Source organism: Streptomyces sp. NPDC101490 (assembly GCF_044767145.1).
GTDB lineage: Bacteria > Actinomycetota > Actinomycetes > Streptomycetales > Streptomycetaceae > Streptomyces.
In genome coordinates, this window is record NZ_JBIWNI010000002.1 from 331542 (window position 1) to 349409 (window position 17868).

Consider the following 17868-nt stretch of genomic DNA (forward strand, 5'->3'; position numbering starts at 1 on the left):
CATTCTCTCAGGTGCGGGAAGTGATCCCCGACTGGCTCCGCGCCGCGCCCGTCCCGTCCGCCGTGTCCGTCGTGTCCGCCGCACCCGTCCCGTCCGCCCTGTCCGTCCCGTCCGCCGTGTCCGTCGCTTCCGCCGCGCCCGCCGGTCTCGCGGGACCGGCGGGCGCGGGCCCGCGCGGGCCGGTGGGGGTGCCCGGCCCCGCGCGGGTCCGTGGGGAGGCCGGTCAGACCGGGAGGCCGGGGGCCGGGTGGAGGGACATCAGGTCGGCGACCTCGGCGCGGACGGCGGCGAGGGTCTTCTCGTCGCCGGTCCCGGCGGCCTCGACGGCGCGGTCGATCCAGTCGGCGACGGCGGCCATGTGCTCCGTGCCCAGGCCCCGGGAGGTGAGCGCCGGGGTGCCGATGCGGATGCCGGAGGGGTCGAAGGGCTTGCGGGAGTCGTACGGGACCGTGTTGTGGTTCACGACGATCCCGGCCCGGTCGAGGGCCTTCGCGGCGGTCTTGCCGGGGACGTCCCGGCCGGTGAGGTCGATCAGGATCAGATGGTTGTCGGTGCCGCCGGAGACCAGGTCGAAGCCCCGGGCGAGGAGGGCTTCGGCGAGGGCGCGGGCGTTGGCGACGACCGCGTGGGCGTAGTCGCGGAAGGCGGGCCCGGACGCCTCGCGCAGGGCGACGGCGATGGCGGCGGTGGTCTGGTTGTGCGGGCCGCCCTGGAGGCCGGGGAAGACCGCCTTGTCGAGGGCCCTGGCGTGCTCCTCGCCGGACATGAGGAGGGCGCCGCGCGGGCCGCGCAGGGTCTTGTGGGTGGTCGTGGAGATCACGTCGACGTGACCGGCGGGCGAGGGGTGGGCGCCGCCCGCGACGAGCCCGGCGATGTGCGCGATGTCGGCGACGAGGACGGCGCCCGTCTCGCGGGCGATCTCCCCGAAGGCGGCGAAGTCGACGGTGCGGGGCAGCGCGGTGCCGCCGCAGAAGATCACCTTGGGGCGTTCGCGCAGGGCGAGGTCGCGGACCTCGTCGAGGTCGACGCGCCCGGTGTCGCGGCGGACGCCGTACTGGACGCCCCGGAACCAGCGGCCGGTGGCGGAGACGCCCCAGCCGTGGGTGAGGTGGCCGCCCATGGGCAGGGCCATGCCCATGACGGTGTCGCCGGGCTCGGCGAAGGCCAGGTACACGGCGAGGTTGGCCGGGGACCCGGAGTAGGGCTGGACGTTGGCGTGGCCGACGCCGAAGAGGGCCTTGGCCCGTTCGACGGCGAGGGTCTCGATCAGGTCGATGTTCTGCTGGCCCTCGTAGTAGCGGCGGCCGGGGTAGCCCTCGCTGTACTTGTTCTGGAGGACGGTGCCGGAGGCTTCGAGGACGGCGGCGGAGGCGTAGTTCTCGCTGGGGATGAGACGGAGGGTTTCGGCCTGGAGCCGTTCCTCGGCGCCGACGAGGGCGGCGAGCTCGGGGTCGGCGAGGGTGAGTGCGGGGTGCTGCGGAGCGGTCACGGTGGTGTCCTCCGGGCGTCGGGGGTCCCGGGGACGTCGTGCGGAGCGCGGCGCCACCGGGACATCGGTCCCGTGACGCCCAGGCGGGCGGCGTCCCGTGTGGTCTGCCGCGCACGGCTCCCCCGGGGTCGCTTCCCCGTACGCCAGTCGCCGTGCGTGTTTTCAGCGTAGCGGGCGCGCCGTGCGCGAGGTTTCCCCGTCCGGCATCCGAGCGACGATAGAAACAGGGGCCACACCCCCTCGTCGGGGGTCGTCCCCCGAGCCGCAGGACGAACGGAGATCCCGTGTCGGGCACACAAGACGCGATCGCTTCCGCGGAGGCGCACAGCGCTCACAACTACCATCCCCTGCCGGTCGTCGTCGCGACGGCGGACGGCGCCTGGCTGACCGATGTCGAGGGGCGCCGCTACCTCGACATGCTGGCCGGTTACTCGGCGCTGAACTTCGGGCACGGCAACCGGCGTCTGATCGACGCGGCGAAGGCCCAGCTGGACCGGGTGACGCTGACCTCGCGCGCCTTCCACCACGACCGCTTCGCCGACTTCTGCGCCGGGCTCGCCGAGCTGTGCGGCAAGGAGGCGGTGCTGCCGATGAACACGGGCGCGGAGGCCGTGGAGACGGCCGTGAAGACCGCCCGGAAGTGGGGGTACGAGGTGAAGGGCGTGCCGGACGGGCACGCGAAGATCGTGGTCGCGGCGAACAACTTCCACGGCCGGACGACGACGGTGATCAGCTTCTCCTCGGACCACGAGGCGCGGGACCACTTCGGTCCGTACACGCCGGGGTTCGAGATCGTGCCGTACGGGGACCTGACGGCGATGGAGGCGGCGGTCACCGAGAACACGGTGGCGGTGCTGCTGGAACCGATCCAGGGCGAGGCGGGGGTGCTGGTGCCGCCCGCGGGCTATCTGGCGGGGGTGCGGGAGCTGACGCTCCGGCGGAACGTGCTGTTCATGGCGGACGAGATCCAGACGGGTCTGGGCCGGACGGGCCGGACGTTCGCGTGCGAGCACGAGGGTGTGGTGCCGGACGTGTACATCCTGGGGAAGGCGCTGGGCGGCGGTGTGGTGCCGGTGTCGGCGGTGGTCGCGGACCGGTCGGTGCTCGACGTGTTCCGGCCGGGCGAGCACGGGTCGACGTTCGGCGGGAACCCGCTGGCCTGCGCGGTGGCCCTGGAGGTGATCGCGATGCTGCGGACCGGCGAGTACCAGGAGCGGGCGGCGGAGCTGGGCGAGCACCTGCACGCGGAGCTGGGGCTGCTCCTGGGCGACGGGGCGGTGGAGGCGGTGCGCGGGCGCGGGCTGTGGGCCGGGGTGGACATCGCGCCGTCGCGGGGCACGGGCCGGGAGATCTCGGAGCGGCTGATGGAGCGGGGCGTCCTGGTGAAGGACACCCATGGCTCGACCATCCGGATCGCGCCACCGCTGGTCATCTCGAAGGAGGACCTGGACTGGGGCCTGGAGCAGTTGCGGGAGGTGCTGTCGGAGGGCTGAGGAGGACCGGGGACGGGTGCGTCCGGCCGGACGGGGACGGGTGCGCCCGGTGAACCGGGGACGGTGCGCCCCGGCGGGCCGGGCGCACCCGGTGGCTGGGTCCGTGCCTGGTGGCCGGGGCCGTGCCCGGTGGCCCGAGGGGCATGGGAGCCGGTGGCCGGTGGCCGGGGGGCACGGCAGCCGGTGACCACGGCGTGGCGGCCGGTGGCCGGGCGGCGGTGGAGTCGTACGGCGGTGGGAGGGCGGGGTCCGGCCCTCCGGAGCGGAAGGCGGGACCGCGGCGGAGTTTTCTGGCCAACTCGGGCCATTGACACGACAGTTGGTCTAGGCCAATGATGCGGCCATGCCGAGACTCCGTCTGCGTCACGCCGTGCGTGCCGCGCTCGCCGCCCTCGTCCCGCTCGCGCTCGTCGGCGCGGTCGCGGGACCCGTGCACGCCGCCCCGGCGGCCTGGCCCGCGCCCGTCCCGGTGGTGTCGCACATCGACACCACCGACCCGGTCGTCTTCATCACCATCGACGACGGCTGGTTCCACGACCCCGCCGCGGCGAAGCTGCTGCTCGACCGCCGGGTGCCCGCCTCGCTGTTCCTGCTGCCCGGGGCCTACTCGTACGACTCCGGCTACTTCCACACGCTGCTCAACCACGGGCCCTCCCGGGTCGAGAACCACACGGTCAGCCACCCGGACCTGACGACGCTGGACGCCGCCGGGCAGAAGGCGGAGTTCTGCGGGGCGCGCGACCAGCACCTCGCCCAGTTCGGCGACGGGCCCCGGCTGGTGCGCCCGCCGTACGGGGTGTACGACGCGACCACCCGCACCGCCGCCCGCGCCTGCGGCGCGAAGGCGCTGGTGACCTGGACGTACGACCTCACCACCTGGGGCCAGTGGACCCCGCCCACGCCCACCCTGAAGGCGGGCGACATCATCCTGCTGCACTTCAACGAGACCCTGGAGCAGGACCTGCGGCGCGCCCTGGCCGCGGCCGAGGCGGCGGGCCTGAAGCCCGCGCCGCTGCGCGAGTACGTCCCGGAGTAGCGGGGCGGGCGGCACCCCCGAGCAGCTCACCCCAGCAGCTCCCCCCGAGCGGCGGCCCCGAGCGGCACCCCTGACGAGCGGCCGGGCCGTACGGCGTCCCCCGGTGACGGGGCCGGGGCGGCGGCCGTACGGCCCCCGGGGCGCGCGTGGCGACCGTACGGCTCCCACGGGGCACGCGCGGTGGGCGGTGGGCGCCGCTACAGGATCACGTGCGGGACGAAGCGGGCGTACTCGTCGGTGACGGGGCCCGCCGACTCCCGTATCCCGAGCCCCGCCGCCTCGTCGCCGACGATCCACGCGCCGAGCACCACCCGGTTGCCGTCGAAGTCGGGCAGCGGGGCCAGCCCCTGGTAGCAGCAGGGTTCCCCGTCCCGTACGAAGGGCTCCGTACCGGCCTCGTGCAGGGTGACGCCCGCGCCCTCGCGGCCGAGCAGCGGTTTGGCGGCCCAGCCGGTGGTCCGCGCGAGGTCGCGGGGACCGTCGAGATGGGCGGGGAGCAGGTTGGGGTGGCCCGGGTACAGCTCCCACAGGATCGCCAGGAGCGCCTTGTTGGAGAGCAGCATCTTCCACGCGGGCTCGATCCAGCAGGTGGTGCCGGTGCCGCCGCCGTTGTCGAGGGTGTCCAGGACGTGCCGGCCGAAGCGGTCGGTGGTCAGCCACTCCCACGGGTAGAGCTTGAAGCAGCTGCGGATGAAGCGGAGCCGGTCGTCCACGAACCGGCGGGAGAGCCGGTCCCAGCCGATGCGTTCCACCGAGAGCGCCTCGGTGGCGAGTCCGGCCTGCTGGGCGGTCTCGCGCAGATAGGCGACCGTCATCAGGTCCTCGCCCAGTTCGTCGCCGTCCGAGTGCGCGAAGTGGACCGGACCGGGCGGCAGCAGCGGCGCCTGGCGCTTCCAGGCGTCGACGAGCCGTTCGTGGAGGGAGTTCCACTGGTCGGCGCCGGGGAACCGTTCCTCCATCCAGAACCACTGCGGGCTGGCGGCCTCCACCAGGGAGGTCGGGGTGTCGGCGTTGTACTCCAGCATCTTCGCCGGGCCGCCGCCGTCGTAACAGAGGTCGAACCGGCCGTAGAGGCTGGGGAGTTCGTCCCTCCGCCGCCAGGCCTCGGCGACCAGGGAGATCAGCCGGGGGTCGGTCATCCCCAGCTCGGCGAAACGGTTCCGCTCGACGATGTGCGCGGCGGCCGTCAGGCACATCTCGTGCAGTTCCTCGACGACCTCCTCCAGCGCCTCGACCTCGGACAGGGTGAAGGAGTAGTAGGCGCTCTCGTCCCAGTACGGGCGGAGCGAACCGTCCGGATGACGGGTCAGCGGATAGACGAGACCCTGCTCCTCCACGATCCGCTGCCAGTCGGGGCGGGGTTCGATGGTGTGCCGTTCCACGGGCCGGGTCCCCTCAGCCGCCGCTGGAACCGGAGCAGCCGAAGCCGCCGGTGTCCACGGCGGTCCGGTCGAAGCTGCCGCCGCTCACCCGGCTGTCGCGGACGGAGCCGCCGTAGTAGTACGAGCCCCGGTGGGTGGAGCCGCCGTCATCGTCGTCGTTGCCGCCACCGCCGCTCTCGCACTCGTAGCGCGGCAGTTCCTCCCGGGACAGCGGGTCCACGCACCGCTTGTCCGGCTCCGAGCCGCAGGCGGTGATCGTCATCGCGAGCACGCCCATCCCGCCGAGCACCACGGTGCTCGACCTCAGCCTCCGCATGTCCGAACGCCTCCCCTTCACGCGCGCGGCCCCCCGGTCGCGCCTGTCGCGCCGAGCGGGCCGCCCGTCGCGTCCACGCCTGCCGCGACCGCGCGGTTCCGCGTCCGCCGCGCCCGCGCCTGCCGCGACCGCACAGTGTAGGCCGGTGCTTTCCGGCCGCAGCGCCTAGAGTCGTTTCGTGCTCCTCGGGATGATCTGCGCGCTCGCCTCGTCCGTCTGCTTCGGCGCGGCCTCGGTCCTCCAGGCGGTGGCGGCCCGCGCCGCACCGCCGGGGTCGGGGAGCGGTGTGGACGTCGCCCTGCTGTGGCGGGCGCTGCGGCAGTGGCGGTACCTCGCCGGACTCGGCCTGGACGGCCTGGGGTTCGTCCTCCAGATCGTGGCGCTGCGGACCCTGCCCATCTACGTGGTCGGGGCGGCGCTCGCGGCGAGCCTGGCGGTCACGGCGGTCCTCTCCTCCCGGGTGCTGCGGGCCCGGCTGAGCCGGGTGGAGTGGACGGCGGTGGCCGTGGTCTGCGCGGGACTCGCGCTCCTCGCCCTGGCCTCGGGCCCGGAGGGGCACCGGGCCGGGCCGGACGCGCTGGGCTGGGGACTCCTCGCGACGGCCTGCGGGGTGCTGCTGGTCGGCGCGGCGGGCGGGCGGCTGCCGCAGCGGCCCCGGGCCCTGGTCCTCGGTCTGGGGGCGGGCGTCGGCTTCGGGGTGGTGGAGGTCGCGGTCCGGCTGATCGACGGCCCCGACCTGGCCGACCCGGCCCTGTACGCGCTGCTGCTCGGCGGCGGTTCCGCGTTCGTGCTGCTGACCTCGGCGCTCCAGCGCGGCGCGGTGACGACGGCCACGGCGGGCATGGTCATCGGCGAGACGATCGGCCCCGCGCTGGTCGGCGTGGCCTGGCTCGGCGACCGCACCCGCGACGGCTGGACCTGGGCGGCCCTCCTCGGCTTCGCGGTCGCCCTGGCGGGCTCCCTGACCCTGGCCCGCTTCGGCGAGGCCCCGGAAACCGGCGCCCGAGCCACAGGGAGCTGCTCCTCATCATGACGACCCACACCGGCCACCAGCCCGACGACGGGACCGACGCGGCGGGAGCACGCGCCGCCGACCGGCTCACCGCGTTCGTCGACGCGGCGGTCGCCATCGCGCTCACCCTCCTCGCGCTGGACCTCCCCGTCCCCTCCGGCGACACCACCGGCGCGATGCTCGGCTCGGTCGCCGACCACAGCACGGAGTACCTGGCCTTCGGGATCAGCTTCGTGGTGATCGCCGCCCACTGGCGCGCCCACCACGAGATCTTCCGGTACGTCCGCACGCTGGACAGCCGCCTGACCAGCCTCACCTTGGTATGGCTGTTCATGCAGATCCTGATGCCGTTCGCGACCCGGGTGCTCACCTCGGACAGCGCCTTCCCGCCCCGGTTCAGCCTGTACGCGCTCGTGCAGGTCCTGGCGTCCACGACCTTCGCACTGATCATCCGGGAGATCCGGCGCGCGCACCTGTACCGCGCGGACGCCCCGCCCCGGGTGTTCACCGAGAGCCTGGTCCGCAGTGTCTGCCTGGCCTCGGTGTTCGGGGTGTCCATCCCCCTCGCGTTCCTGCTGAGGGGGCCCGGCGCGTACCTGTGCTGGCTCGCGGCACCGATCGTGCTCGCCGTGGCCCAGCGCGTCCAGCGCCGCGCCTCCGCCCGGTGACGGACCGGCTCGACCGGCTCGACCGGGACGACCGGCGCAGGACAAGGAAAGGGCCAGGAGAGGGTCTTCCCGGCCCGGTGCCGGGGTGCTCCCTCCGCGACCGCTGAAGAACCGGTGGGGCAGAGTGGGGGCATGACCACGTACGGGACGATGCCGTTCCATCTGGAGACCGAGCGGCTGACGCTGCGACCGTGGGACGTGGCGGACGCGGAGGAGTTCTGCGCGCTGCTCGCCGAACGCGGCAAGGGGACCCCCGAGGTCGAGCGCATCCGGACGTCCATCGCGGAACTGCTGGGCACGACGGCGACCACGGGGATCGCCCTGCTGCCCGTCCAGCGCCGCGCCGAAGGAGACTTCATCGGCTACTGCGGGCTGATCGTCGGCCGCGCCACCCTGGACGAGCCGGAGATCGCGTACGAGCTGTTCCAGCGGGTGCACGGGCGCGGTTACGCCACCGAGGCCGCCGCCGCGGTCCTCGAAGCCGCCGCGGCGACCGGCCGGAAACGGCTCTGGTCGACCGTCGGCACCTGGAACGCGCCCTCGCTGCGCGTCCTGGAGAAGCTCGGCTTCGAACGGGACCGCCTGTCCACGGAGGAGAACGGCGAGGTGGCCTGGCTCACCCGCGCGCTGCCGTGACGCGCGCGCTCACCGCTCACCGCTTGCCCCGCTTGCGCGGCCGGTCCCATCTGCCCTGCGGCCGGTCCCCGCGCCCGGTCGGGATCGCCGCCTCGAACCGGGCCTTGCTGATCACCTCCCGTGCTTCCGGGATGAACAGCGCCTCGGTCGATCGCCACGGGACAGCCGAGGACCATCCGACGAGGGGCATGGTCCGGTCGTAGAGCGGCGCGAACCGCGCGGCGAGGACGGCGGGCATCCGGTAGTCCAGGCGCCGGACGCGCCGGAGGAACTCCTCGGGCAGCGAGACGTGGTGCGTCTCCAGGTAGTGGGGGAAGTCCTGGCGCCACAGCCAGGCGCCGTCGGTCATCAGGGAGGAGCACCCCACCGAGTGCCGGTGGCCCATGCCGGTGAGGACGTCACCCTGGGTCTCCAGGACGTCCATCAGCTCGTGCCCGGCGTCCAGATAGGCCACCAGATCCGCCTCGTCGGGCTCCCCCACGGGCCGGACGGCGTCGTGTATCGATCCGTTCGGCTGCTCCGAGCCGTAGTCCAACTCGTCGTAGAAACCGAGCAGTCCCAGCACGGCGCCCCCTCCTCGTCCCCGGCAGGGCCACAGCGTAGACGCCTCGGGAACGGCATCCGAGGGCCTCGGACGACGCACACGGCCGCATCACGACTGACGCGTGTGCCCCTGCCGGCTGAGGCGGCCGCCCCTGCGGTGCGCCTCAACCGGTCCTGACTGCGCGCTGCGGCAGCCCCCTGACCTGCGGAAAGTAACGGTTCATGATCCCCGTGCCAATTGATGGGTGACAGACTGCAGAGCCCACTGGAGGTCCCGCGTGCAGATACCCACGCACGAGCCCGGACGGAGTCGCACCCCGTTCAGCGAGCTGTACGAAGCTCACTTCGATGCCGTCCTCGGCTTCGTCACCCGTAGAACCACCGACCGGCACTTGGCCGCCGACCTGACCGCCGACGTCTTCGTGGCCGCGCTGGAGTCCTTCGAGGGGTACGACTTCAGGCGCGGTACGCATCGGGTGTGGCTCTACGGGATCGCCCGCAACACGCTGGCCTCGTACGTCCGCCATGCGGCCCGTGAGCGGGAGGCGGTGGCCACGTTGAGCGGCCGTCGGCTGCTGGACGACCAGGACGTACAGCGCTTCGAGGAGCGCATCGACGCCGAGCGGGAGGCCAGGGGCCTCCTCGCCCGGCACGCGGTGCTGTCCGAGCCGCTGCGCGCGGTGATCGACCTCGTCGCCGTCGACGGACTGACCACGAAGGAGGCCGCGAAGGTGCTCCGGATCTCCCAGGCGACCGCCCGTGTCCGTCTGCACCGTGCCCGAGTCGCGTTGCGCGCCGAACGCGCCACCCCGTCGGGCACTTTCAACACCCCACTCACGGAGGCTGCCCGATGAACACCCCGAACGGATTCAAACAGCGACTCGGTGCGGAACTGGCCCTCCTGGAAAGGGCCCGAGCCGAGGGTGTCGCCGAGGAGACGGCCGGACACGGCATGCGGGTGGCTGCTCGCCGAGTCTTCGCACGGCCCGCCGTACGACGGACCGCGTTCGTGGGCCTGGCCGCGGGCACCGTCGCCGCCGTCGTCATCACCGCCTGGGGCGGACCGGGAACGCAGACCCGCCCGGTGCGCGCCATGACGGTTGCCCAGGTTCTGGACGCCGCTGCGGTCAATGCCTCGAAGGGCTCGGACGAGGAGCCCGGTCCCCACCAATGGGTGTACACCGGGGCCGTGGTCTGCGACAGCTTCGAGTGCGGACGCAGGTCTTCCTGGGCACGCTACGACGGGGTCAAGGTCGCGAATCTCGAAAAAAGCCCCGCGACAGGCGGCCGCACGGTCGTCTCCGTGGGGGATACCTTCTCGCTGCCGGAGATGGTCGGGGGTCGCCTCCAGCCGCCGAAGGTCGGGGACCGGCCACAGGAGACCCGGGAGGTCTTGTCCGGGCTGCCCACAGACCCACGCGAGCTGCTGGAACGGGTGAGTACCGACCCCTTCTTCGCCAGAGGACACGATCCGAGCGCGATCGACCCCCCCGTCGAGGGCCAGGATTCACAACACAATTTCTGGAAAATAATTCCCCCGGCCGTCACCCCCGGGGCCCAGTTCGCCAGGATCGTGTACATCCTGCGGTCCGTACCGAACATCCCCCCCCAGGTCAACGCCGCGCTCTACCGCGCGCTGGCGCTGATCCCCGGAGTCGATCTGGCCAGTGCACCCATGCGAGACGCGGCCGGCAGGTCCGGGATCACCATCGCGTTTGAATTCCAGGACAGGCACCGAACGCGCGCGTATCTCTTCTTGGACGCGGATACGTACGCCTATCACGGCTCCCGCCGGGACTGGCCCGGGGAGAACCCCATGTCCGAGTCCTACGCCCGTGTGGCGACGGACATCGTCGATCACCCCGGCCAGATGCCCGGCGGCCCCGCCCCGGCCCCCTCGGACGTCGTGGAGCGGCCCCCGATCATCATGACCACCTTGAAGCCGCGCTGAAGAACGGCCCGATGGCCCGAGCCACCCGCGCCATGCCGTGACGTGCGCGGCCCTTCACCACGGCGGGCAGGTGGACATGGGTGTGCGGCGCGGAGAAGACCGAGGGATCCGGGTCGGCACGCCCACCGGTCAGCGACGGCCCTGCGGGGGCGGGGGCCTGTGCCTTCGCCCCTCATGCCGACTCGATCTCGGACATCAGCATCCTCAGCGTGAGCGAGTGTTTCTCGGACGGCAGGGCTCCCAGCGCCGAGCGGGCGTGCTCGGCTCCTCCCGCCCTGTCTCCGGACCGGGCAAGCATCAGCCCATGGTGCATGTCGAGGTGCGTAGCGAACCGGGGTGCTGTCCTGGGGAGTTCACGGCGAGCCTCGTCCTGCGCTTCGACGGCCGTCGTCTCATCTCCGAGACGAGCGGCGAGCAAGGACACGAACACGTTCATTCGCCACCACGGCACCGCGTAATCGGAGATCTGCGCATACGGCCGGACCGCGTCGAACACGCGTCGCCCCTGCTGCAGCAGCTCTCGGGCGGTCCGGTGATCCCCACGGACGGCTGCGGCATGCGCTTTCCCCATGATCGCGTTCAGGAGTCCGAGCGAAGGCTTGTCACTGATCGCCATCGCCTGGTCCGCCAGAAGATCGGCGACCCCGAGCGCCGCACCCTCGTACCCAAGGGCGATGGCCGCACGCCCCCTCACCCATACGCGCGTCCGATCGTCGCCGGAACGGTCGGCCGCTTCGGCCGCCAACCGGTACCAGTTGACCGCGCGTTCGCCGTCGGCCCCGGGGAAGGTCTTCGCGTAGAGAGTCATGAGGCGGGCGCTCACGGACCAGAGCCGCGGCTCTTCGGGCTGCTGCTGAATCACCACCAGTTCACCCGCGATGCGGCGCTGGATGTCCGCCGCACCGAGACTCATGTACTCCGTGCCGTAGACCTCCAGCTTGCCTTCCCAGTCTCCGGCCGTGGGACCGCCACGAAGCCGCGCGCCGAAGCCTGCGGCCAGGAGATCCGATGCCACGACCGGGGCTATAGCGGTCGCGGCGACGTCAGACAGGAACGTACGACGTTTCATTTCGCTCTCAAGGACAGCTGAGGGGACGTCCAGGACGGCGGACAGACAGCGAAGGTAGAACCTGCCCGGCTCCACCTTGGAACGCTCCCACCGACTGATGTACTCCCGATCGATGTTCGTTCGGAACGTCTCGTTGATCTCCCCCGCGAGACGCCCTTGTGACCATCCTCGGGCCTTACGCAAGTCTGCGATCAAGGCCCCGACACTCATTCCTTCGCCTTGCCCCTGCCCCTGCCCCTGCCCTGTGAACAAGCCGTCTCCCAACGGGAAGTGCCTGAAGACCCTGGGCCCGGCAGGCGAACCCATCGGGACAACGACATGGAATGGCCCCGCCCTCCCCCCGACTCGGGTACAGGACGGGGCCCTTCGGCGTCCGGCTAGGCGGCTTTCAGTGCCGCGACCGTGCGGACTCGTTCTCTCAGGTCTCGTACGACCGGAGACGACCGGGGCATGCGAAGTACCCGCAGCTTGTCGAAGTGCTCGTCGCCCCTGGCGGTCGAGAGGACTTCGTAGTCGTCCAGGAAGCGGCCCCAGGTCGAGCACGACTCTTCCAGGTGCCCGTACTCGTGCTGACGCTGGGCGAGCACCGCGAGTGCGTGCAGGCGGCCTTGCCGCTCTGCGGGCGACAGGACACGGATGGATGCCCGAAGGGCCTTGATCGACCCCGCCAGGTCGCGCGACTCGTAGCGCACGTGCGCCACATGGAACAGGAAGGCGGCTTGGTCGTAGCCTCCCACGGCATCGCGCCCCGAGTCCGCACGGGAGAGAGCGGATTCCGCCTCGTTGAGCCTCGCCAGAGCGCCCCGGTGGTCTCCCACCATGGCCGACGCGTGCGCCTGCTGTCCTCGTAGGAACGCGACCAGACGAGGACCGGCCTGCGGCGCCGCCTCCGCCGCCGAGTCCGCGTACTCCAGAGCCTTCGGGCCGAAGCGGAGATGAGAGGCCTGCAGGCTCATCCCCCGCAGCGTGCGGCAGTAGGTCAGCTGATCACCCGACTCACGGGCCAGGTCCAGCGCGCGGGTGTAGTAGCGCTGCCCCAGACCGTGGGCCCGCTCGTACATGGCCATCCACCCGGTCAGGTAGGTGAGGTCGGACGCGGCGGACAGCATGTCGAGATGAACACGGTCCGTGGCATCGGCGCGAAGATATCCGGCCACCGTGTTGACCAGAAATGCAGCGGCCATAGGCCGGGCGTGCCCTCCCCCGAGTTCGTCCAAGATGTCCGCGATCTTGTCTGTCATCCGGCGGACGGTCTGAACCTCACCAGCCCCAATTCGGCCGGTGGGCCGCGTAAGACGTTCTCGGTCCTCGGCCTGCGCTTCCGACACGAGCATGGAAAAGGCCGGGACCGTAAGGGCAGCGGAGTAAAGACCCGCAGCCAGTAGCTTGCGGCGGGATGGGTCCATGTCTTCCTTCCCGAGATCGATCAGAGATTCGACAGTGTCTCTGCGAGAGGCGCTCGGGCGACTTGCGTCTCTCTGCAACCCCGCCTCGGCGTACGTCACCGGTCGCCCCAACTTCCTTTCCAGCACGGAGAGGATGACGGGCCTGACCTGCGATTTCGGCTGCACCCCTGCCTTCCACTGCGATACCGACGGCTGGCGGTACCGGAGCGTCATCCCCGCTTCCTCGCCCAGCCGATTCACAGCATGCGCAAACTTGGTCTCCGAGTATCCGGCCTGTTCAAGCAGGTTGGACAGGCCGCGATTGCGTTGATCATCGGAACCAGGAGCCACGCCAACCCCCCACGCTTATGCGGCTTATGATTCGACTTCCCCTCAACGGTACCTCTCTACGCCTCTCCCACGGTTAGCTCAGCAGGCAAACACGATCTATGAGCTAACGGCAACAAGCCTTGGCTGCTGGCGAGGTGAGACATACTGCGCCCGCCCGGCGGGGGTGCCGAGTGGCCCGCGTCCAGTCGCTCTCTCCGGGAGCCGAGCAGCGCCGAGTGGGCGGACATCCGCACGCTCATCACGCCCGTCCCGATGGCGCGCCCGTGACGGAGCCGACGGCGGTGCCACTGCCCGCCTACGTCGCCGAGGTGTACGCGGAGTGGCCCGTCGAGGGGACCTACGCCACCGCCGCGACCCGTCTGGCGGCCTTCGAGTGCATCTCCGCGAAATTCGCGCTCCGGTGGCTCCGGGGTGAAGCGCGCCGACTCGCGGAGAGGGCGTCGGCAGCAACGTGCAGGTGTGCGCCACGGGTGTCACGCGTTGAAGAGGCGCACGGAGTGCGGCGGGGCTGAGGGCGGGCGGAGCCGTCAGGACGGCCAGCTGAGCCGGCCGTACATGACGGTCGGGAGAGACGTGGGCATCTCGTCGGTCACCCAGGCGAACTCCAGGGCCGCGAGCGTGGCTCCCCGGTCCGTCCATACGAGGATCTCGCCGACGTAGGCGCCGGACGGGTCATGGATGTGCGCGTCCACGGGAACGAGCTCGGTCGGCAGTGCTGCATGCTCGCACGGTTCCCGGACCCGTAGATCGACGCTCACGGAGTCGGGCCCCCAGACAGCGGTCACCTCGGTGCGGTCCAGCTGACTCCGCAGTTGCGACGCGCCATCGAACTCCGCCAACAGGATGTGTTCAAGCACATTGCGCTCGGCGGCGTTCAACGAGCGCGGGTCGATGGGGAGAGGAGCCATGCGCCCATTCTGAGGTGGCGAGGGCAACCAGCCCAACAACTCCACCAGCCGTCGCCGGGTGACCTGCGGCGACATCATGATCGTTCATGGGTGGGGATCTGTCGCAGCGGCTCGTGCCGGATGGCCTATGGGCATTGGTCGAGCCGGTGCTGCCGTCCTTCCGCTCGCGCCCGCAGGGTGGTGGCACCGCGCCGATCGACCAACGTGCCGTGTTCACGGCCGTCGTGTGCGTGCTGACCAGCGGGTGCGCATGGCGGTATCTGCCACCGACATTCGGAGTGCCGCCAGCGACGGCTCACCGAAGGTTCTCCGTCTGGACCGCATCCGGAGTATGGCGTCGCCTGCACCACGTGATTCTGGACGAGATCGGAGCCCGAACGCCTCAGAAGGCACCGATGGAAGATCGAGAGAGCGATCTCCTGGCTCTTCGGGTACCGCCGCCTGACCATCCACTACGAACGAAAGGGCAGCCACTTCCTCGGGCTCGCCACAGTCATGACCTGCTACAAGAAGCTCACCAAGATCACCACGTGAGACACCGTCTTAGGTGTCGTCCTCGCCGCTCGCGCACTCCTGCCGGGAGGGCAAGATCAGGCGCAGTGCGTAGACACCAACCACACCGATGCCGATAGCAGTCAGCCCGTGGACAAGAGCTAGTTGGACACGCTCGGACGCAGGAATCATCCGTAAGCGGGCGTTACCCCATGAGAGTTCGAACGTGTGGCTGGACGTGCCCTCTGGAGTGTCGGGGTTGCTGTGTTCAGACATAGGGGCAGAACACAGCATCCTTTCGAGCGCGTCAACTTCGCATTTCCGGATGGCTCCGCCAATACTCCGGGGCACGATGCCAATCGTCGGAGCGAACGGGGGCCTAGCGCTGAGTCCACCACGTGGCCCCGACACCGCCGACTGTGGCAGCGAGGGCGACGAGCCATCCGGGAACACGCTGAACAGTCACGTGGAGCCCGCCTAAACGGAGTTCGAGCGCGGGGCGATCGGTGCGGTCGGTGCTGGTCCTGCTCTCGTTGGGCATGGCGCCTCTCGTGTCTTGGTGGCCTGGTGGCCTGGTGGCCGTGCTCTTCGATGTGACCACCGCACGGTGTACGAGCGCTACAGCCCCGTTGTTACCAAAGTGCATCAGGGAACAACGGCTCTACGGGAAACGGGTTTCCAACTGCGCTGGAAAGTCTCGCGGTCGGACGAAAGCACGGGAAGCTCTTCCGGGCGCCGGAAAGTCCCGTATGAAACGGCCCCGCCTTGTACCCAGCTCGGGTGCGAGGGCGGGGCTTCCTGCGTCTCAGTGAGAACGTCGGCGGGGCGTCACAGTTCGTACGTGTAGCCGATGACGTGGCGGTACGGGAGGCACCATTCCGCGTACTCGATTACACCCGCTTCGTCCCAGAGACGACTGGCACCCGCCAGAATGGGGGACCCGACGCGCAGACCCAGGTAGTTCGCCTCACGCGCATCCGCGTCCCGGCCGTGCATGTCGTCGCGCCCGTGGGTAGGGCGACGTCCCGTCGCGGCAATCACCTCACTCAACAGCGAGCGCACCTTGCTGCGGTTGAACGACAGCAGATCGGGCACAAGCGCGGCGAACTGTGCCGGGTACCACGCCACGTGAAGCCCTCGGCGTTGCGCGCCTTGCCCTACGTGCCACTCCCGCATGACGACCTGGTCGCCCTCTTCGATCCCGAAGATCTCTTGCACATACAGCGGCGGCACCTTGAGTTCTGCCTTGGTCACAAGACAGTGCTCGCCTGCGGTGAAGGGGGAACCAGTCGTCAGCACACGGGCCACGCGGTCCCTGCCCGAGCTGCTCACGGAGGGAGTGTTCGCCACGAAGGTTCCACGCTGGCTCGTCCTGATGACTCCCTCAACCGACAGTTGTTCGAGCGCGCGTTGCACAGTCGCAAGGGCGACACCGTAGGTCGATGCAAGTTCCCTGTTACTGGGAAGTTTGCTTCCCTCGGCTCGAACCCCGTCGAGCACGGATTGCCGTAGTTCGTCAGCGATTCGCATGTACTTCGGCGGGGTGGGCTCGTCGTTGTCCACTGGGTTTCGCCTCTCAGTCCGGTGACCTAGGCCAGCACGGGTGCACTAGGTCACTCCCTTGATTCGTCACTGCGGCCTAGGTCAGAGGGTGCCATGTACTAGGCCACGCGCACTAGCGTGGTGCTCCCAAGTCGGAATCGACGGACGGAGTTTGTTCAGTGTGTCCCACGAGAACGCGCCGCTCCCGAGTGCCAGAACCTCCTGCGGGCGCAGCCTGGTCCCTCGCCCTGAACGGGTATGCAGTGGACACGGTCAACGGAGTTCCCCGGTACGGCAAGATCGTTCGGACGGACCACGGACTGTTCATACTGCGTCCGCCCGGTGGTGGTACCGAGTGGCCCGCGTCCGCTGCGTCCCTCAGGGAGCCGAACGCCGACGAGTGGGCGGACATCCGCACACTCATCACACCCGTTCCGATCGAGCGCCCACGGTGACGCCCACCCTCGGCCCCGCCCGCCGAAGTTCCGCGCACCGCATCCGCCCCGGTGACCGTGTGCGTACCGGTGCCGCTTCCCGGTGGCGCACCGCGCAGTCCGTGACGCTGGTACACGGTCGCCGCCGCGGACTCGTCCACGTGCGGTGGTCGGGTTCCGTGTCCGTACGGAGCGTCCTCGCCGACGACACGGCCGTGTACGTACGCCGGCCGGCGGGCACGCCGTGACCGGGCCGGCGACGGGGCCGCTTCCCGCCTACGTCGCCGAGGTGTACGCGGAGTGGCCCATCGAGGGAACGCACGCGATCGCTGCGACCCGCCTTGCGCATGACGAATGCATCTCCGCGAAATTCGCCCTCCGGTGGCTCCGGGGTGAAGCACGCCGACTCGCGGACCGCATCGACCCCGCCCCCAAGCAGGTGAGCTGGGGGCCGCCGCAAGCGTTCCAGGAAGTCATCCCATCCGGCCCCACCGCTGCTCCGATACTGCGGAGTTGGGCAGATTCCGAGCGCGCCGCGGCGGACGTCCTTGAAGTGCTGGGGACACGGCATCCCTTCCGTGCCGCATTCCCTGATGCGGGCGTTGCCTACGTCCTGAGCATCTGGCTCAGCACCGCCCGCACCGGGGACGTACGGGGCCCTCTGGTGGCCCCGGCGGCGCAACGCGTCGGCACCCTCACGGCCCCGCCGTACGCGGACACTCCCTGATCTCCCGCCCCCGCCGCACAGGCCCCGTCCTCCAGGACAGCACGGGGCCGTGACTCGCTCTGCGGCGGGGGCGGGCACCGACTTCCCGCGCCCGACCGGGCCGGGGCCACTGAGCGAACGGAGAGACCATGCCCGTCACGACCGAACCCGTCGTCGAGGACCCGGCGACCGACACCGGGCCGACGACCGGGCCGAGCGACGTCGAGCGCCAGGACGACGACCGGACCGGGAACGCCCGCGAGCGGTACGAGGACCTTTTCGCGCGGGCGCTGCTCGTCGCGTAGCGCGTCCGCGCAGTCTTCCGGGACCGGCAAACCCCGCCGGGTTCCCGGAGCAGTACGCCCGCCCGGTGGTCCCCACGTGGGGACGTGAGACCGCCGGGCGGGTTCCCGGATGATCCGAACTGACGAAGGGACACACCATGGGTTGGGGAA

At 70.7% G+C, this 17868-nt stretch carries 17 protein-coding genes and 1 riboswitch; of the genes, 9 read left to right on the top strand and 8 right to left on the bottom strand.

What is annotated here, in order from left to right; all coding sequences use genetic code 11:
- Positions 1 to 223 precede the first annotated feature (223 nt).
- On the bottom strand, positions 224 to 1489 hold the full coding sequence (glyA, locus tag ACIRQY_RS05315; protein WP_403922555.1) for a serine hydroxymethyltransferase: 1266 nt from the start codon (positions 1487 to 1489) through the stop codon (positions 224 to 226).
- 70 nt (positions 1490 to 1559) lie between these two features.
- Positions 1560 to 1650: riboswitch (ZMP/ZTP riboswitch) on the bottom strand.
- 123 nt (positions 1651 to 1773) lie between these two features.
- Here glyA and rocD point away from each other — a divergent pair.
- Both rocD and ACIRQY_RS05325 read left to right on the top strand, forming a co-directional pair.
- Entirely contained in the window at positions 1774 to 2982 is a 1209-nt protein-coding gene (gene rocD, locus ACIRQY_RS05320) for an ornithine--oxo-acid transaminase (RefSeq protein ID WP_351787826.1), read from the top strand.
- 343 nt (positions 2983 to 3325) lie between these two features.
- The gene (locus ACIRQY_RS05325) at positions 3326 to 4018 is read left to right on the top strand and encodes a polysaccharide deacetylase family protein (protein ID WP_351787823.1); all 693 of its coding nucleotides are present in this window, start codon (positions 3326 to 3328) and stop codon (positions 4016 to 4018) included.
- A 197-nt stretch (positions 4019 to 4215) separates the two neighbouring features.
- Here ACIRQY_RS05325 and ACIRQY_RS05330 read toward each other — a convergent pair whose 3' ends face one another.
- On the bottom strand, positions 4216 to 5400 hold the full coding sequence (locus ACIRQY_RS05330) for a glutathionylspermidine synthase family protein (protein ID WP_403922556.1): 1185 nt from the start codon (positions 5398 to 5400) through the stop codon (positions 4216 to 4218).
- 13 nt (positions 5401 to 5413) lie between these two features.
- Positions 5414 to 5716 carry a hypothetical protein gene (locus tag ACIRQY_RS05335; protein WP_351787818.1) on the bottom strand — a complete coding sequence of 101 codons (303 nt, stop codon included), beginning with the start codon at positions 5714 to 5716 and terminating at the stop codon, positions 5414 to 5416.
- 190 nt (positions 5717 to 5906) lie between these two features.
- Here ACIRQY_RS05335 and ACIRQY_RS05340 point away from each other — a divergent pair, with 190 nt between their 5' ends.
- The 3 genes from ACIRQY_RS05340 to ACIRQY_RS05350 all read left to right on the top strand — a co-directional run bounded on the left by ACIRQY_RS05340 (position 5907) and on the right by ACIRQY_RS05350 (position 8032).
- Positions 5907 to 6749 carry a hypothetical protein gene (locus ACIRQY_RS05340; protein ID WP_403922833.1) on the top strand — a complete coding sequence of 281 codons (843 nt, stop codon included), beginning with the start codon at positions 5907 to 5909 and terminating at the stop codon, positions 6747 to 6749.
- Complete coding sequence (locus ACIRQY_RS05345) at positions 6746 to 7396, top strand: TMEM175 family protein (protein WP_403922557.1); 651 nt, start codon at positions 6746 to 6748, stop codon at positions 7394 to 7396. The genes ACIRQY_RS05340 and ACIRQY_RS05345 overlap by 4 nt, the downstream gene beginning before the upstream one ends.
- A 132-nt stretch (positions 7397 to 7528) precedes the next feature.
- Positions 7529 to 8032 carry a GNAT family N-acetyltransferase gene (locus ACIRQY_RS05350; RefSeq protein ID WP_351787813.1) on the top strand — a complete coding sequence of 168 codons (504 nt, stop codon included), beginning with the start codon at positions 7529 to 7531 and terminating at the stop codon, positions 8030 to 8032.
- Between the two features lie 16 nt (positions 8033 to 8048).
- On the opposite strand, the gene ACIRQY_RS05355 is transcribed toward ACIRQY_RS05350, so the two are convergent.
- Positions 8049 to 8597: a hypothetical protein gene (locus ACIRQY_RS05355; RefSeq protein ID WP_403922558.1), complete on the bottom strand. Its 549-nt coding sequence runs from the start codon at positions 8595 to 8597 to the stop codon at positions 8049 to 8051.
- 256 nt (positions 8598 to 8853) lie between these two features.
- Here ACIRQY_RS05355 and ACIRQY_RS05360 point away from each other — a divergent pair, with 256 nt between their 5' ends.
- The gene (locus tag ACIRQY_RS05360) at positions 8854 to 9429 is read left to right on the top strand and encodes an RNA polymerase sigma factor (RefSeq protein WP_403922559.1); all 576 of its coding nucleotides are present in this window, start codon (positions 8854 to 8856) and stop codon (positions 9427 to 9429) included.
- A complete protein-coding gene (locus ACIRQY_RS05365; protein ID WP_403922560.1) occupies positions 9426 to 10526 on the top strand; it encodes a CU044_5270 family protein in 1101 nt (366 codons plus the stop codon). Before ACIRQY_RS05360 ends, ACIRQY_RS05365 begins: the two co-directional genes overlap by 4 nt.
- A 172-nt stretch (positions 10527 to 10698) precedes the next feature.
- Here the strand turns inward: ACIRQY_RS05365 and ACIRQY_RS05370 are convergent, their stop codons facing one another.
- From ACIRQY_RS05370 to ACIRQY_RS05380, 3 genes are all read right to left on the bottom strand, one after another.
- Positions 10699 to 11805, bottom strand: a complete 1107-nt coding sequence (locus ACIRQY_RS05370) for a helix-turn-helix domain-containing protein (RefSeq protein WP_403922561.1) — start codon at positions 11803 to 11805, stop codon at positions 10699 to 10701.
- A gap of 167 nt (positions 11806 to 11972) precedes the next feature.
- Positions 11973 to 13331 (bottom strand): hypothetical protein, encoded by a 1359-nt coding sequence (locus ACIRQY_RS05375; RefSeq protein ID WP_403922562.1) that lies wholly within the window; start codon positions 13329 to 13331, stop codon positions 11973 to 11975.
- Between the two features lie 527 nt (positions 13332 to 13858).
- Complete coding sequence (locus ACIRQY_RS05380) at positions 13859 to 14239, bottom strand: hypothetical protein (protein ID WP_403922563.1); 381 nt, start codon at positions 14237 to 14239, stop codon at positions 13859 to 13861.
- 86 nt (positions 14240 to 14325) lie between these two features.
- Between ACIRQY_RS05380 and ACIRQY_RS05385 the strand changes: the two genes are divergently transcribed.
- Positions 14326 to 14871, top strand: coding sequence for a transposase (locus ACIRQY_RS05385; protein WP_403922564.1), 546 nt, complete (start codon positions 14326 to 14328; stop codon positions 14869 to 14871).
- Between the two features lie 688 nt (positions 14872 to 15559).
- Here the strand turns inward: ACIRQY_RS05385 and ACIRQY_RS05390 are convergent.
- On the bottom strand, positions 15560 to 16294 hold the full coding sequence (locus ACIRQY_RS05390; RefSeq protein ID WP_403922565.1) for a GntR family transcriptional regulator: 735 nt from the start codon (positions 16292 to 16294) through the stop codon (positions 15560 to 15562).
- A 1268-nt stretch (positions 16295 to 17562) separates the two neighbouring features.
- Here ACIRQY_RS05390 and ACIRQY_RS05395 point away from each other — a divergent pair.
- Positions 17563 to 17718: a hypothetical protein gene (locus ACIRQY_RS05395; RefSeq protein ID WP_403922566.1), complete on the top strand. Its 156-nt coding sequence runs from the start codon at positions 17563 to 17565 to the stop codon at positions 17716 to 17718.
- Positions 17719 to 17868: the final 150 nt, after the last annotated feature.